Source organism: Nocardia sp. NPDC002869 (assembly GCF_046764065.1).
Lineage (GTDB): Bacteria > Actinomycetota > Actinomycetes > Mycobacteriales > Mycobacteriaceae > Nocardia > Nocardia rhamnosiphila.
The window spans coordinates 23,933-38,454 of sequence record NZ_JBKOOL010000003.1 but is presented as its reverse complement, the minus strand read 5'-3'; the positions used below and the strand labels follow the sequence as shown (position 1 = coordinate 38,454).

Below are 14,522 nucleotides of genomic sequence, written 5' to 3'. Positions count from 1 at the left end.
CCATGCCTGCACCCGTTCTCGGCAAGTCCTACGACCGTCCGGCGAGCCTGGACCTGCCCCGCTCGCCGCGTTCGCATGCCAGCGGGAACTTCGAGAAGTACGCGTGGCTGTTCATGCGCTTCTCCGGTCTCGCGCTCATCGTGCTGGTCTTCGGCCATATGGCGATCATGCTGCTGCTCGACGGCGGCGTGAAACGGCTGAACTTCGCCTTCGTGGCCGGCCGGTGGTCCAGCCCGTTCTGGCAGATCTGGGATCTGGCCATGCTCTGGCTGGCGCAGCTGCACGGCGGTAACGGTGTGCGCACCGTGATCGCCGACTACTCGCGCAAGGATTCGACCCGGTTCTGGCTGAACACGCTGCTGGTGCTGTCGATGATCCTGATCATGGGCGTGGGCACCTACGTCATCTTCACCTTCGACCCCAATATCAGTTAGGAACGGGCCCCCTCGCATGAGTGAGAGCAGCGAACGAACCAGCGAAACTGTTGAGTCTCGACCTGTTCAGGAGCACCGCTACGACGTCGTGATCGTCGGTGCCGGTGGCGCGGGCATGCGGGCGGCCATCGAGGCCGGCCCGCGGGCGCGGACCGCGGTGCTGACCAAGCTGTACCCCACCCGCAGCCACACCGGCGCGGCCCAGGGCGGTATGTGCGCGGCCCTGGCCAACGTCGAAGAGGACAACTGGGAGTGGCACACCTTCGACACGGTCAAGGGTGGCGACTACCTGGTCGACCAGGACGCGGCGGAGATCATGGCCAAGGAGGCCATCGACGCGGTGCTGGACCTGGAGAAGATGGGTCTGCCGTTCAACCGCACGCCCGAGGGCAAGATCGATCAGCGCCGCTTCGGCGGGCACACCCGTGACCACGGCAAAGCGCCGGTCCGGCGGGCCTGCTACGCCGCCGACCGGACCGGTCACATGATCCTGCAGACGCTGTACCAGAACTGCGTCAAGCACGATGTCGAGTTCTACAACGAGTTCTACGTGCTGGACCTGGTGCTGACCGATACCGATCACGGCCAGGTCGCCACCGGTGTGGTCGCCTACGAGCTGGCCACCGGTGAGCTGCACGTCTTCCACGCGAAGTCGATCGTCTTCGCCACCGGCGGTTCGGGCCGCATGTACAAGACCACCTCCAACGCGCACACGCTGACCGGTGACGGTATGGCGATCGTGTTCCGCAAGGGGCTGCCGCTCGAGGATATGGAATTCCACCAGTTCCATCCCACGGGCCTGGCCGGCCTGGGCATCCTCATCTCCGAGGCGGTTCGCGGTGAGGGCGGCATCCTGCGCAATGCCGACGGCGAGCGGTTCATGGAGCGCTACGCGCCCACCATCAAGGACCTCGCGCCGCGCGATATCGTCGCCCGCTCCATGGTGCTCGAGGTGCTCGAGGGCCGCGGCGCCGGACCGAACAAGGATTACGTCTACATCGACGTGACCCACCTCGGCGAGGACGTGCTCGAGGAGAAACTGCCCGATATCACCGAGTTCGCCCGCACCTACCTCGGTGTGGACCCGGTGAAGGAACTGGTGCCGGTGTTCCCGACCTGTCACTACGTGATGGGCGGCATCCCCACCCGCATCCAGGGCGAGGTGCTCCGGAACAACACCGATATCGTGCCCGGCCTGTACGCCGCCGGTGAATGCGCCTGCGTCTCGGTGCACGGCGCCAACCGGCTCGGCACCAACTCGCTGCTCGATATCAACGTGTTCGGCCGCCGCGCCGGTATCGCCGCCGCGGAGTACGCGCATCGCGCCGAGTTCGTCGATATGCCGGAGAACCCGGCGCAGATGGTGCAGGACTGGCTGGCGCTGATCCTGTCCGACCACGGCAACGAGCGGGTCGCCGATATCCGCACCGAACTGCAGCGGTCGATGGACAACAACGCCTCGGTGTTCCGCACCGAGGACACGCTGAAGCAGGCCCTCACCGATATCCACGCGCTCAAGGAGCGCTACGCCCGGATCACGGTGCAGGACAAGGGCAAACGCTACAACAGCGATCTGCTCGAGGCCGTCGAACTCGGCTTCCTGCTGGAGCTTGCCGAAGTCACGGTGGTCGGGGCGCTCAACCGCAAGGAGTCGCGTGGCGGGCACGCGCGCGAGGACTACCCGGACCGCGACGACGTGAACTTCATGCGGCACACGATGGCCTACAAGGAGGGTGCGGATCTCCTCTCCGATATCCGCCTCGACTTCAAGCCGGTGGTGCAGACCCGTTACGAGCCGATGGAGCGTAAGTACTGATGACCGCTGTAGCCGAGAATCCGACGGCCGCGAACCCGGCACCGGTCCCCGAGGGTTCGACCATGATCACCGTCAAGGTGGCGCGGTTCAACCCGGAGGACGGTCAGGGACAGCGCTGGGAGTCGTTCCAGGTGCCGGCCCTGTCGACGGACCGGTTCCTGAACATCCTCATCTACATCAAGTCCTATCTGGACGGCACCCTCACCTTCCGGCGCTCCTGCGCGCACGGTGTGTGCGGGTCCGACGCCATGCGGATCAACGGCGTGAACCGGCTGGCCTGCAAGGTCCTGATGAAGGACATGCTGCCGAAGAGCGGTAAGCCGGTGACCATCACCGTCGAACCCATCCGCGGTCTGCCGGTCGAGAAGGACCTGGTCGTGGATATGGAACCGTTCTTCGACGCGTTCCGGGCGGTGAAGCCCTACCTCATCACCTCCGGCAACGAGCCGACCTATGAGCGGATCCAGAGCCAGGCCGACCGTGCCCGGTTCGACGACACCACCAAGTGCATCCTGTGTGCCTGCTGCACCACGTCCTGCCCGGTGTACTGGCACGACGGCAGCTACTTCGGCCCGGCCGCGATCGTGAACGCGCACCGCTTCATCTTCGACAGCCGCGACGAGGCCGCCCGGGAGCGCCTGGACATCCTCAACGAGGTCGACGGTGTGTGGCGCTGCCGCACCACCTTCAACTGCACGGATGCCTGCCCTCGTGGTATCGAGGTCACCAAGGCCATCCAGGAGGTCAAACGGGCGTTGCTGTTCGCCCGCTGACCCCGGCCGCTACCGACAGAACCGCTCCCGTGCCCCGCGCGGGGGCGGTTTTGCATTACCGGCCATTTGTATTCCGTCACGCGAACTTGATAATTCGGGTACCCGAACTTACCATTCTGACTGGAAGGCGGGTGGTTCGGTATGCAGGTGTTTCCCCGGATCGTCGCCGTGCTCGCGGCCTGCGGTCTCACCGTCGTGCTCACCGCCTGCGATACGTTCCATCTGCCGCGTACCGGTGAACCGGTCGTCGTCACCTCCTTCACCGTGCTGGCCGATATCGCGTCGAACATCGCGGGCGGCCACCTCGAGGTGCAGTCGCTCACCAAGCCCGGTGCCGAGATCCACGGCTACGAACCCACCCCGGGCGATATCAAACGCGCCGCCAAAGCGGATCTCATCCTGGACAACGGCATGAACCTGGAGGCCTGGTTCGGACAGTTCGTCGCCGACCTGGACGCCGAGCGCAGCACCGTGAGCGACGGGGTCGCCGCGGTCCCGATCACCTCCGACGCCTACGCCGGGAAACCCAATCCGCACGCCTGGATGTCGCCACTGAACGTGCGCACCTATGTGGACAACATCGTCGCGGCCTTCTCCCGGCTCGTGCCCGAGCACGCGGCGGACTTCCACAGCAACGGTGCGGCCTACAAACAGCGACTGCAGCAGGTCCACGACGAACTCGTCGCCGACCTCGCCGGCCTGCCCCGCCGCCAGCGCGCCTTGGTGACCTGCGAGGGCGCCTTCTCCTACCTGGCCCGTGACGCGGGCCTGTCGGAGTACTACCTCTGGCCGGTCAACGCAGAGCAGCAGGCCACCCCGCAGCAGATCACCCGGGTCATCGAATATGTGCGTGACCACGAGGTTCCGGCGGTGTTCTGCGAATCCACCGTCTCCGACGCCCCGATGCGCCGGGTCGTCGAGGCCACCGGGGCGAAATTCGGCGGGGTGCTCTACGTGGATTCGCTGTCGGCGGCCGACGGCCCGGTACCGACCTATCTCGACCTCATTCGGCACGACGCCGAAACCATCGCCGCAGCACTCACCGGGAGCAGGCCATGACAGTCCCCGCAATCGAGATCGACGGCGTCACCGTCTACTACGGCGAGGTCCAGGCACTCGATCAGGTCCGGCTGACGGTGGATGCCGGCCGCGTCTGCGCGCTCATCGGGATGAACGGGTCCGGGAAATCGACCCTGTTCAAAACCCTCATGGGAATGATCGCCCCCGACCGCGGCACGGTCCGGATCGGCGGGGCCAAACCGGTCGCGGCCCGCCGGGCCGGGCTCCTCGGTTATGTCCCGCAGAACGAGGCCGTGGACTGGTCGTTCCCGCTGTCGGTGCGCGATGTGGTGACCACCGGCCGGTACGGCCGGATGGGGTTCACCCGACGGGCGAGCCGGGCCGACCGGGCAGCCGTGGACGAGGCGCTGGAACGGGTCGAACTGACCGATCTGGCCGACCGCCAGATCGGCCGGCTCTCCGGTGGCCAGCGCAAACGCGCCTTCGTGGCCCGCGGTATCGCACAGGGCGCCCGGATCCTGCTCCTCGACGAACCGTTCGCCGGGGTGGACAAACGTTCCGAGGCGACGATCACCGGACTACTACGCGAACTCGCGGCCGACGGGGCTACCGTGCTGATCTCCACCCACGATCTGCACGCCCTGCCCGGCCTGGCCGACGAAGCCGTACTGCTGATGCGGCGGGTGCTCGTCCACGGCGACCCCGAGCAGGCACTGCGGCCGGAGAACCTCGCCCTCGCCTTTGGCCTCGACGTCATCGGACAGCGGTGAGCGCGATGGACCTCATCGAATTCCTGCTCGAACCGATGCGCTACGCGTTCATGGTGCGCGCGCTGACCGCCAGCCTCGTCGCGGCCATCGTCTGCGGACTGCTGTCCTGCTGGCTGGTCCTGGTGGGCTGGTCGCTGATGGGGGACGCGGTCTCGCACGCGGTGCTGCCGGGCGTGGTACTGGCCTATATCGCGGGAGTGCCGTTCGCCGTCGGGGCGGTGATCTTCGGATTCCTGGCGGTCGGGTTGATCGGCCTGGTCCGGGACACCAGCCGTGTGAAGGAGGACGCCGCCATCGGCATCGTGTTCACCACGCTGTTCGCTTTCGGCCTGGTACTGGTCTCGGTGACCCCCAGCAATACCGACCTCAACCACATCATCTTCGGCAATCTGCTGGGCGTGAGCCAGGAGGAACTGATCCAGATCGCCGGGCTGGCGGCCCTGGTCTTCGTCGCCCTCGTGCTCAAACGCCGCGATTTCACGCTCTACGCGTTCGATCCGACCCACGCCTACGCGCTCGGACTGAACCCGCGCCTGCTCGGCGCGGCTCTGCTCGGCCTGCTCGCGCTGACCTCGGTGGTGGCCCTGCAGGCGGTCGGTGTGATCCTGGTGGTGGCCATGTTGATCATCCCCGGTGCTACCGCCTACCTGCTCACCGACCGGTTCGGGCGGATGCTGGTGATCGCCCCGGCGCTCTCGGCGATCTGCGCGGTCACCGGCCTGTACGTGAGCTATTACGCCGACACCGCACCCGGAGCCACCATCGTGCTGGCCCAGGGCGTCGTCTTCACCGCGGTCTACCTGTTCGCGCCCCGGCAGGGCCTGATCGGTTCCCGGCTGGCGGCCGGCCGCCGCCGGGCACGCGAGGTGTCCGGAGAGCCGACGGCGGCCGTGGCCGTCGAACCGCCCATCTGACGGACCCGGGATAGAGAGAACACGTTCACGAACGGAGGCCCGCCGCGGTGGCCGGGCGGTCGAGGGCCGCAGCTCACCGGTACCCAGCCGACGGTGCGCGGCCCGCGCGGGTGGCTTCACGGGAAGGCATCCTCGAACGGGGCGGCCCGCCGCCAGCAGTCGCCCGCGATCACCACATGGTCCAGGAACCGCAGGCCGACCGTTTGTGCCGCCGCGGCGAGCAGTGTGCTGGCCCGGCGATCGTCCGGGCTGGGAGTCGGGTCACCGGAGGGGTGATTGTGCGCCAGCGCGAAGGCGCGACCGTCGTGCCGCAGGACCGTGTTCAGGATCTCGCGCACCGGCACCGCGACCTCGTCGATGGCGCCCTCGGCAACGAAGACCCTCTGCCGTGGCCGGTTGCGCGCATCGCAGATCAACACCAGTAGCCGCTCCACCCGGGCCCCGGCGAACAGCGGCGCGGCCTCCCGGGCCACATCATCGGCGCGCAGCAAGGGCACCGGGGCCTGCGTGCCGCTGCGGGCCCGGGCGGCGAGCTGGAACGCGGCGGCGATGGCCGTGGCCTTGGCCACTCCCACGCCGGGGCGGCGCAGCAGTTCCTCGGGCCGCGCCGAGGCCAGTCCACCGACCCCGCCGAACTCGGTCAGCAGGGCGAGAGCGAGTTCGACCGCGCTCTCGCCGCGGCGGCCCTGACCGAGCAGCAGGGCGAGCAGTTCACCGTCGTTCAACGCCTGAGGGCCGAGTGCGCACAGGCGTTCCCGCGGCCGCTGTGCCCTGGGCAGATCGGTGATCGGTACCGGCATGATTCCCCCTCCAGATTCCGTGGTCATCATGCCAGCGGGTACCGACAGTTCCGGAGGGTTCGGCCGGGCCCGGGCGGACGCCCGGCCGGATCAGCCGTCGACCACCGCGGGCTGCGGGGGTCGGCTCAGCGCCGACGCCGCCAACCGCTCGAAATGCCGTAGCTGCCGCTCGTGCACGACGATCCGGCGCAGTGCCTCGTGAATGGTCGCCTTGTTCGACGCCGTGCCCATGATGGCCCCGGCGGCCGCCAGCAGATCCTGATCGAGCTCGATCCGCACTGTCGGCATGCGTCCTCCTTAGTACATCCGCCCTGGTGCGGCGGCAAGTCACCGCCGCCCGGGACGAACCGGGCAGCGGCTGCGCAACGACAATGCCGCTGGCCAGTCAGTTTGCCCAGTCGCTGCCGGTTTATCGACCGAATGTCACGCCGTGTGTCCACATCGAGACCTGGGCCGGGCCGACGCGGGACGGGTCAGCGCGGAGACAGGCGCGATTCGAAATTGCGTTCGAGCTCGCGCCAGGCACTTGCCTCGGCGTCGAATGGCGGGTTGGGCGCCATCCGGGTGGGGTCCGGATGCAGCAGGTAGGACACATACCAGCCGAGGGGCGTCGATTTGGCCAGCGCCTGTTCCACCGCGTCGTCGTCGGCGTAGTCCGCGGCATCGGAGAACAACTCCAGGACCAGGTCGAGCTGCTCGGTATCGACCGCTTCCGGTCCTTCGGCCAGGTCATCGGCCAGGCCGGGGAGCACGTAGACGTTCTCCTCGGTGACTTCCACCTCGAGCGATCCGTCGATGGCGGCGGTCTGTACTTCGGCGAAGGTACTGATCCGGGCCAGATCGTGTTCGTGGTCGTCGGCGAGATACCGCGCAAGTGCACGTTCACTGGGGAACACCGAGATGGCCTTCTCGGCGCCGAGGAAGATCGGCTCGTCGTCGAGATAGCACCGTAGGGTGAAGTATTCGGTACCGGCCGTCACGATCTTGACGGGGTCGATCCCGACTTCCTCCCAGAACGTGAGCTCGGCGTCGTCGTCCTCGGCGTCGTCGTCCTCTTCGTCCAGGTCGACCGGTTCGAAATCGCTGTCGTCGTCGGTGTCGGCCGCGTCGTCGGCGTCGACCTCGTTCTCCTCGGCGGCCAGCAGCTCGGCCTCGGCCAGGGCCACCGCCTCGGCGTCGACCTCGGGTACCCGCACCACCGAATCGATGGCGTCGAGCACGTCGTCCCAGCTCTTGGCCACCGCGGCACCGATCTGATCCCACAGTTCCTCGCCGTCGCGGCCCGTGAACATATGGGTGCCGCCCGCCAGGGCGCCCAGCGACGGGTGCGAACCGAAGAATTTGGTGACCGTGTCGAGCTCGCAGACCTCGCCGATAGTGCGCACCATGGCCAAGGTGTCCTCCAACTCGGCGACGGTGTCCACATCCGGGTCACCGGCGGCCAGTTCCGGCACACCGACCAGATCGAAGGAGTAGTTGTCGCCGGGCTCGAGTTCGGCGGCCGATAGACCCGCGACCACCTTCCACGCCGGATGATCGATCAGATCGTTGTCGGAGTCGGTCCGGATGAAGGCCGCCAGTTCGGCCACGGACTCGAAGCCGTAGAGGGCGTCCTCATGTCCTAGGAACGCCTCCCACTCGTCGTCACCGTCACGCCAGCGCGGTGCCCACAGGGTGACAAGATCGCCGTCGGTCAGACCGAGCTCGATCGGGACGATGTCTCCAGAAGCCATACGCGGAAGCCTAATAGGTCCGGCTGGGCGGAGCCCACCCCTGGTCCACGCACAGTCGCCGCGGAGTCGGAGTATCCCGCGCCGCGCTCGGCGCACAACCGCGCGGCGTCGGGCAGGTGTGCGGGGCGAGCAGCCCGATCAGGCGCCGTCCGGCGCGGTTCCGGTCGGGTCGACCACTCCCGAAGGCGCCGGAGCGAACGACTCGTTCAGTGCGGCAACGACCTCCGAACGCCGGCCGCCGGCGTCCTCGGCGGCCTGCCGGCAGGCCCAGATGACGAGCTGGGCGGCTTCGGCGGGTGGTAACGCGGTCACCGCCTCGGTGAGCTGCAAACTCACCAGGGCGCCGTCGCTGTCGACCTCGGCGGTGACCATTCCGTCCTCGGTGCCGAACCGGCCGCGGACCTGTTTGAGTCCGTACAGCGCCGCTTCCAGCGCTTCCAGTTTCCGCGTGGCGTCGGCGACCAGAGCATCCATTTCCGCGCTCATACATCTCTCCTGGGTCCGAGCGGGAATCCGCTGTGGTGGTGTCGCGCGTGCGGGCCGCTCATACCGGCCTCATCCAGCTCGTCGGGCCGGTGTCGGCATCGTCCATCCGGTCCAGTTCGTCGACCGCCTGCTGCCGGGTGGGCAGACCGAGCTGGTCCAGGATGTCGTTCGGCATGCCGTTCTCCGCCAGCAGTTCCCGCCGCTTGGCCTTGGCCGCGATGGTGGAGCGACGGGTCAGCCGCAGGATCTCGTCGGCGAGAGCCTGTGCGCCGTAACGGTATTCACTGCGTTCGAATTTGATCTCCACCGGCATACCCTGGTCGGTGGCGCGCACCGACAGCGTGCCGGCCCGGTTGCGGCTGACCGCCATCGTGACATTCGGTACCTCGGGAAGCTGCTGCTCACTCATCATTCTGTCCAGTCGTCATGATCGGATGACCGTCCCCGATACGGGTGCCGGTGCTGCTGCGGTTCATTCCGTGGGCCGGTAGAACCCGAGGAATTCCATCCCGCTGTTCTCCGTCCGGACCGAGCTGATCTGCACCGGATCGCCGGCTTCGATCAACTGGCCGTTGCCGATCACCATCGCCACATGGCCGTCCCATACCGCGAGATCGCCGGGCATGAGATCGCCCGGCGACACCGGGGTGGCGCCGCTGGCCTGTTCGTGGGCCAGCCGGGGCAGCTCCACGCCGGCCTCGCCGTAGGCGTACTTGGTCATCCCGCTGCAGTCCAGCCCGGCCCCGGGGGTGTTGCCGCCCCAGACATAGGGGGTGCCGAGCGTGCCCAGGGCCGATTTCACCGCGGTGGCGGCCTTCTCGTTCGGCGCCTCCACCACACTGCCGTCCGGCAGGGTGACCTTCACGCCCTCGCCCGTGGTGGTACCGGTCGAGGTGGCGGTTTTCTGCGGCGTGCCGGAGCTGGTGGTGGTGCCGCTCGGGCTCGACGACATGGCGGTGCTCATCATCGAGCCGGCCATACCGGCCGCGGTGCTCAGCCCCGACGCCACCGTCGAAACGGCCTGGGTGCTCACCGGCGCGGTACTCGCCGCCGACGGGGTGGGCGGCGGCGGGGTGAGCTCGTTCATCGAGGAGGTCTGGGTCTGCAGTTCGTTCTGCACCCGGCCCACCACGCCCAGCGCCTGGCCCAGATGATCGATCGCGGACCCCACCAGCAGCGATATACCCGCCGGGGTGCCCAGGGCGGGCGCGGCCGCGGCGGCGGTGTTCACGAACGACTGCGCGATGGCGGTGAGGTCCTTGTTGCCGGTCTCCACATGGGCCGCGGCCCGGCCCATCACGGTCGCCATCTCGTTGCCGCGGTCGGAGATGCTCGCGGCCGAGGTCTGCACGCGCAGCGCCTTCGAGGTCGCGGCGTCCGCGCCGGTCCCGTCCCATGCGGTGTTCATCTGATTGATACCGCCGCGGCCCAGCGCATGGACCTGGTCGATGGCCGTGGACGCGGTACGGAGTGCGTCGCCGGGGCCGCCGGTGGCCAGCACGCCGGTCCCGAAACTGGCGAGCAGTTCGAGAATCGGCCTGGCCAGCGTATTGATATCGATCACCGGGTCACTCCCCGGCAGCACCGCGCAGGGCGGCCGCATTGCTGATGTCGGCCTCGGCGTAACTCACCGCGGCCACGCCGGCCGCCCCGCTCATCGTGCCCAGCACCGCGGACAGCTGGCCGATCGTCGCCACATGACCGGCATGCGCGGCCGCGTACGCCGCGAGGAAATCGCCGCCGATCAGACCGAAGATCGGCCCCAGAACCGTGGGCGCCGCACCCGCGGCCCCGGTCCCCGCCGCCGCGAGTTCGGAGGCCATCACCCCGGCGGTGGTGCCGTAGGCCGCGATGCCCTGGGCATCGGCTGAGATGTTCACCATCAGAGGTTCCCCCATCGACTTCGTTAACGGGCAGAGTATGTCATCTACCGGTTTCGACGCGTCGGCTTCCCGCGCGGTTCCGCGGAATTCGATTTCCGCGGAAAGTCACGGCGCGACGGCCGCCGCTACCCCGTCGACTTTATCGTTCCCTCATGCGCACGCACACGCTGGATCATCCGCTCGTGGCGATACTGCTCACCACACTCCGCGACGAACGCACCCCCGACCCCGCCTTCCGGGCAGCCCTGCGGGACCTGTCCAGACTCCTGGTCTACGAGGCGCTGCGGGACGCGCCCGTGGAACATTTCGACATCACCACGCCGGTCGCGGCCACCCGCGGCGTGCGGCTGGCCCGGCCGCCGCTGCTGGTACCGGTCCTGCGGGCCGGACTCGGCATGGTCGACGCCGCCACCGACCTCATCCCGGACTCGCAGGTGGGTTTCGTCGGCGTCGCCCGGAACGAGGAGACGCACCGGCCGGTGCCGTATCTGGAATCGCTGCCCGACGACCTGTCGGCCACACCGGTGATGGTGCTGGACCCGATGCTGGCCACCGGCGGATCAATGCGGCACACGCTGGGGTTGCTGGCCGACCGGGGCGCGCTCGACATCACCGCCGTCTGCGTGGTGGCGGCGCCGGAAGGCATCACGGCGCTGGCGGGTTCGGGATATCCGGTCCGGCTGGTGACGGCGGTGATCGACGACCGGCTCAACGACGACGCCTATATCGTGCCCGGACTCGGCGACGCGGGGGACCGGCAGTTCGGACCGCGCTGAACCCGCCTCAGCCGGCCAGCGTGCGGCAGTAGTCGCGCAACTCCGAAAGTCGCTCCTGCGCGCTACTTCTGGCGGTCCGCAACCCGGCCGGGCCGGAAACCGGGTGCACCACCTCCAGATAGCACTTGAGCTTCGATTCGGTGCCCGAGGGGCGGACGACCAACCGCACGCCGTCACCGGTGAAGACCAACGCGTCGGTACGCATCCGGCCCCGCAGCGCGGCCATATCGGTGTAGTCGACCGCGGTCCCGGCCAGTGTTCCCGGCGGTGCGGCCCGCAGCGCCTCCACCACCGCGGCGGCCGCCCGCTGATCGGGCAGACGTAGCGAGACCTGATCGCCGACGTGCACACCGAACTCGACGGCCAGATCGTCCAGTTCGTCGTTCAGTGTGCGGCCGCGGGCACGCAGCCGGGACACCAGATCGGCGGCCATGACCGCCGCGGAGACACCGTCCTTGTCGCGGACGGTCGCCGGGTCCACACAGTGCCCGATCGCCTCCTCGTACGCGTAGACCAGGCCGTCGCCCGCGCGCGCCAGCCATTTGAACCCGGTGAGGGTTTCGGCGTAGCGGGCGCCCCGCGCCGGCGCCAGCCGGGAGAGCAGACGAGATGAGACGATCGTGGTGGCGACCAGCGGGTCCGTGGTCGCCGTGCGCAGCACATCATCGGCCAGCAGCACTCCGGTTTCGTCCCCGCGCAACATGCGCCACCCGTCCGGTGTGGGGACACCCAGCGCGCAGCGGTCGGCGTCGGGATCCAGCGCCACGGCCAGATCGGCGTCCACCCGCTCGGCCAGCCGTAGCAGCAGATCCGCCGCTCCCGGCTCCTCCGGGTTCGGGAAGGCCACCGTGGGGAAATCGGGGTCGGCCGCGAACTGTTCGGTCACCGCGTGGATATCGGTGAAACCGGCGGCGGTGAGCGCGTGCACGGCGGTGGCGCCGCCGACACCATGTAATGGCGTGAACGCGATCCGGATCCCGGCGCGTTCCCCGTCCCCGCCGATCAGCCGGGGTAGCTGCGCGACCCGCGCCAGATAGTGCGACAGGACCGCACCCCCCGACGCGGTGACCGGGTCGCGTCCGATCGGTTCGGTGACCGCCGTGATCCGCTGCTCGATCTCGGTATCGGCGGGCGGCGCCAGCTGGGTGCCGCCGTCGACGAAGACCTTGTAGCCGTTGTCCCCGGGCGGATTGTGCGATGCGGTGATCTGCACACCCGCCACCGCACCCGATTCGCGCACGGCGAAGGCGGTGACCGGGGTCGGCAGCGGTTCGGGCAGCCGGGTCACCGCGAAACCGGCCGCGGCCAGCACCTCGGCGGTGACCGCCGCGAATTCCGCGGACCCGTGCCGGGCGTCCCGGCCGACCACCACCGTGCCGCCACCGAGGCAGCGGTCTCGCAGCCAGGCGGCGAGCCCGGCGGTCGCCCGCGCCACCGTGGTCTCGTTCATTCCGTCCGGGCCGGGGGCCAGCGGCCCGCGCAGACCCGCCGTGCCGAAGGTCAGCATCTACAGCTGCTCCACCACACCGCGCAGCAATTTGCCCAGGCGCGGCGCCGCCGCGCGCCCCTCCGCGAGCACCTCGGCATGGGCCAGCGGCGCGCCCGTGACCCCGGCCGCCAGGTTCGTGACCAGGGAGATGCCGAGCAGCCGGACACCGAGGGCGCGCGCCGCGATGGCTTCCAGCACCGTCGACATCCCCACCAGATCGGCCCCGATCGTGGCCAGCATGCGAATCTCGGCGGGTGTCTCGTACTGCGGTCCGGTGAGCCCGGCGTACACGCCCTCGGTCAGGTCCGGGTCGACGCGCCGCGCGAGATCGCGCAACCGCGGGTCCCAGGCATCGACCAGATCGACGAAGGCGGGCCCGGTCAGCGGCGTCTTACCGGTGAGATTGAGGTGATCGCGCACCAGCACGGCCTCCCCGACCCGCATACCCGGGCGGATCCCGCCGGCGGCGTTGGTGAGGATCACCGTCTCCGCGCCCGCCGCCACCGCGGTCCGCACCGGATGTACGACCTCCTCGGCGGAATGACCCTCGTACAGGTGCTGACGTCCCATGAGCACGAGGGCGTGGATATCGCCGATCGACACCGACACCACCCGGCCCACATGCCCCTGCGCGGTGGGCGCGGCGAATCCGGGCAGCTCCGGCATCGGTATCTCGGCATTGGGGGTCCCGAGTTCGGCGGCGGCGTCCTGCCAGCCCGAACCCAGCACCACCGCGACCCGGTGTCGATCCACGGACGAACGGGCCGCGATCTCCTCGGCAGCCTCTTCGGCAAGCATGGCGGCCAGTGTATGGCCTCCCGCGCCGTCGGCCCGCCCGAACCGCCTGCGCCGGTGGGGCCTCCGGCGGCAAACCCCGATCCGTAGCCGATACGCTGCACAGATGCCGTACCTGGAACGTGATGGAAACGTTTTCGTGCTGTCGCTGGGCAACGAGGGCCAGACCGACAGCGAGAACCGCTTCAGCCACGAGTGGATAGACGAGACGCACGCGCTGCTGGACACCGTGGTGGCCGTCGAGGGGCCCGCCGCGCTGGTGACGACCGCCACCGGGAAGTTCTTCAGCAACGGACTCGACACCGACTGGCTGTTCGCGAATCTCGACCGGATGCACGGCTACCTCGACCGCGTGCACAGCGTGTTCAGCCGGTTGCTCGCGTTTCCGCTGCCCACCGTCGCGGCCGTCAACGGTCACGCCTTCGGCGCCGGCGCCATGCTCGCCACCTCCCACGATTTCCGGGTGATGCGCGCCGACCGCGGATTCTGGTGCCTACCCGAGGTGCATCTGGGAATGCCGTTCACCGTCGGGATGAACGCCCTGCTCACCAGCCGGTTGACCAACCAGGTGGCGGTCGCCGCGATGACCACCGGCCACCGGTTCGGCGCCGCGGAAGCCCGGGCGGCGGGTATCGTGGACGACGTCGCCGACGCCGGGGCACTGCGCGCCGCCGCGGTGGAGCGGGCTGCCGGACTGGCCGCCAATCGGACTCCGAGCCTGCCCGCCATCAAACGCGCCCTGCACGCCACGGCGCTGGCCGCCCTCACGGTGCCGACCACTCCGGATAACCTGGCATTCGCCTCGAACTAGCCGCGAGCGGGCCGGCCGGGCA

At 68.9% G+C, this 14,522-nt stretch carries 17 protein-coding genes; 8 read left to right on the top strand and 9 right to left on the bottom strand.

The window, feature by feature from the left end; all coding sequences use genetic code 11:
- Nucleotides 1-2: 2 nt before the first annotated feature.
- From ACLML9_RS00820 to ACLML9_RS00795, 6 genes are all read left to right on the top strand, one after another.
- Entirely contained in the window at nt 3-434 is a 432-nt protein-coding gene (locus ACLML9_RS00820; protein ID WP_411943634.1) for a succinate dehydrogenase hydrophobic membrane anchor subunit, read from the top strand.
- 16 nt (nt 435-450) lie between these two features.
- Nucleotides 451-2,250: a succinate dehydrogenase flavoprotein subunit gene (sdhA, locus tag ACLML9_RS00815; RefSeq protein ID WP_411943633.1), complete on the top strand. Its 1,800-nt coding sequence runs from the start codon at nt 451-453 to the stop codon at nt 2,248-2,250.
- A complete protein-coding gene (locus tag ACLML9_RS00810; RefSeq protein ID WP_030522530.1) occupies nt 2,250-3,023 on the top strand; it encodes a succinate dehydrogenase iron-sulfur subunit in 774 nt (257 codons plus the stop codon). The genes sdhA and ACLML9_RS00810 overlap by 1 nt, the downstream gene beginning before the upstream one ends.
- Nucleotides 3,024-3,164: 141 nt before the next feature.
- A complete protein-coding gene (locus tag ACLML9_RS00805; protein WP_411943632.1) occupies nt 3,165-4,082 on the top strand; it encodes a metal ABC transporter substrate-binding protein in 918 nt (305 codons plus the stop codon).
- A complete protein-coding gene (locus ACLML9_RS00800) occupies nt 4,079-4,813 on the top strand; it encodes a metal ABC transporter ATP-binding protein (RefSeq protein WP_411943631.1) in 735 nt (244 codons plus the stop codon). Before ACLML9_RS00805 ends, ACLML9_RS00800 begins: the two co-directional genes overlap by 4 nt.
- A gap of 5 nt (nt 4,814-4,818) precedes the next feature.
- Nucleotides 4,819-5,727 (top strand): metal ABC transporter permease, encoded by a 909-nt coding sequence (locus tag ACLML9_RS00795; RefSeq protein WP_411943667.1) that lies wholly within the window; start codon nt 4,819-4,821, stop codon nt 5,725-5,727.
- A 116-nt stretch (nt 5,728-5,843) separates the two neighbouring features.
- Here ACLML9_RS00795 and ACLML9_RS00790 read toward each other — a convergent pair whose 3' ends face one another.
- From ACLML9_RS00790 to ACLML9_RS00760, 7 genes are all read right to left on the bottom strand, one after another.
- A complete protein-coding gene (locus tag ACLML9_RS00790; RefSeq protein ID WP_411943630.1) occupies nt 5,844-6,527 on the bottom strand; it encodes a JAB domain-containing protein in 684 nt (227 codons plus the stop codon).
- A gap of 90 nt (nt 6,528-6,617) precedes the next feature.
- A complete protein-coding gene (locus tag ACLML9_RS00785) occupies nt 6,618-6,815 on the bottom strand; it encodes a type II toxin-antitoxin system VapB family antitoxin (protein WP_030522525.1) in 198 nt (65 codons plus the stop codon).
- A gap of 185 nt (nt 6,816-7,000) precedes the next feature.
- The gene (locus tag ACLML9_RS00780) at nt 7,001-8,260 is read right to left on the bottom strand and encodes a primosomal protein (RefSeq protein ID WP_411943629.1); all 1,260 of its coding nucleotides are present in this window, start codon (nt 8,258-8,260) and stop codon (nt 7,001-7,003) included.
- Between the two features lie 138 nt (nt 8,261-8,398).
- A complete protein-coding gene (locus ACLML9_RS00775; RefSeq protein WP_411943628.1) occupies nt 8,399-8,746 on the bottom strand; it encodes a YbaB/EbfC family DNA-binding protein in 348 nt (115 codons plus the stop codon).
- Nucleotides 8,747-8,804: 58 nt separating this feature from the next.
- A complete protein-coding gene (locus ACLML9_RS00770; protein WP_265802451.1) occupies nt 8,805-9,155 on the bottom strand; it encodes a hypothetical protein in 351 nt (116 codons plus the stop codon).
- 63 nt (nt 9,156-9,218) lie between these two features.
- Complete coding sequence (locus ACLML9_RS00765; RefSeq protein WP_411943627.1) at nt 9,219-10,310, bottom strand: C40 family peptidase; 1,092 nt, start codon at nt 10,308-10,310, stop codon at nt 9,219-9,221.
- A gap of 4 nt (nt 10,311-10,314) precedes the next feature.
- On the bottom strand, nt 10,315-10,629 hold the full coding sequence (locus tag ACLML9_RS00760; RefSeq protein WP_063128025.1) for a type VII secretion target: 315 nt from the start codon (nt 10,627-10,629) through the stop codon (nt 10,315-10,317).
- Between the two features lie 152 nt (nt 10,630-10,781).
- Between ACLML9_RS00760 and upp the strand changes: the two genes are divergently transcribed.
- Nucleotides 10,782-11,405 carry a uracil phosphoribosyltransferase gene (gene upp / locus ACLML9_RS00755; protein WP_411943626.1) on the top strand — a complete coding sequence of 208 codons (624 nt, stop codon included), beginning with the start codon at nt 10,782-10,784 and terminating at the stop codon, nt 11,403-11,405.
- A 7-nt stretch (nt 11,406-11,412) separates the two neighbouring features.
- Here upp and ACLML9_RS00750 read toward each other — a convergent pair whose 3' ends face one another.
- Both ACLML9_RS00750 and ACLML9_RS00745 read right to left on the bottom strand, forming a co-directional pair.
- Nucleotides 11,413-12,912, bottom strand: coding sequence for a phospho-sugar mutase (locus tag ACLML9_RS00750; RefSeq protein WP_411943625.1), 1,500 nt, complete (start codon nt 12,910-12,912; stop codon nt 11,413-11,415).
- A complete protein-coding gene (locus tag ACLML9_RS00745; protein WP_411943624.1) occupies nt 12,913-13,692 on the bottom strand; it encodes a purine-nucleoside phosphorylase in 780 nt (259 codons plus the stop codon). It abuts the gene before it with no gap.
- A 103-nt stretch (nt 13,693-13,795) separates the two neighbouring features.
- On the opposite strand from ACLML9_RS00745, the gene ACLML9_RS00740 reads away from it, so the two are divergent.
- The gene (locus ACLML9_RS00740; RefSeq protein ID WP_411943623.1) at nt 13,796-14,500 is read left to right on the top strand and encodes an enoyl-CoA hydratase-related protein; all 705 of its coding nucleotides are present in this window, start codon (nt 13,796-13,798) and stop codon (nt 14,498-14,500) included.
- Nucleotides 14,501-14,522 lie beyond the last annotated feature (22 nt).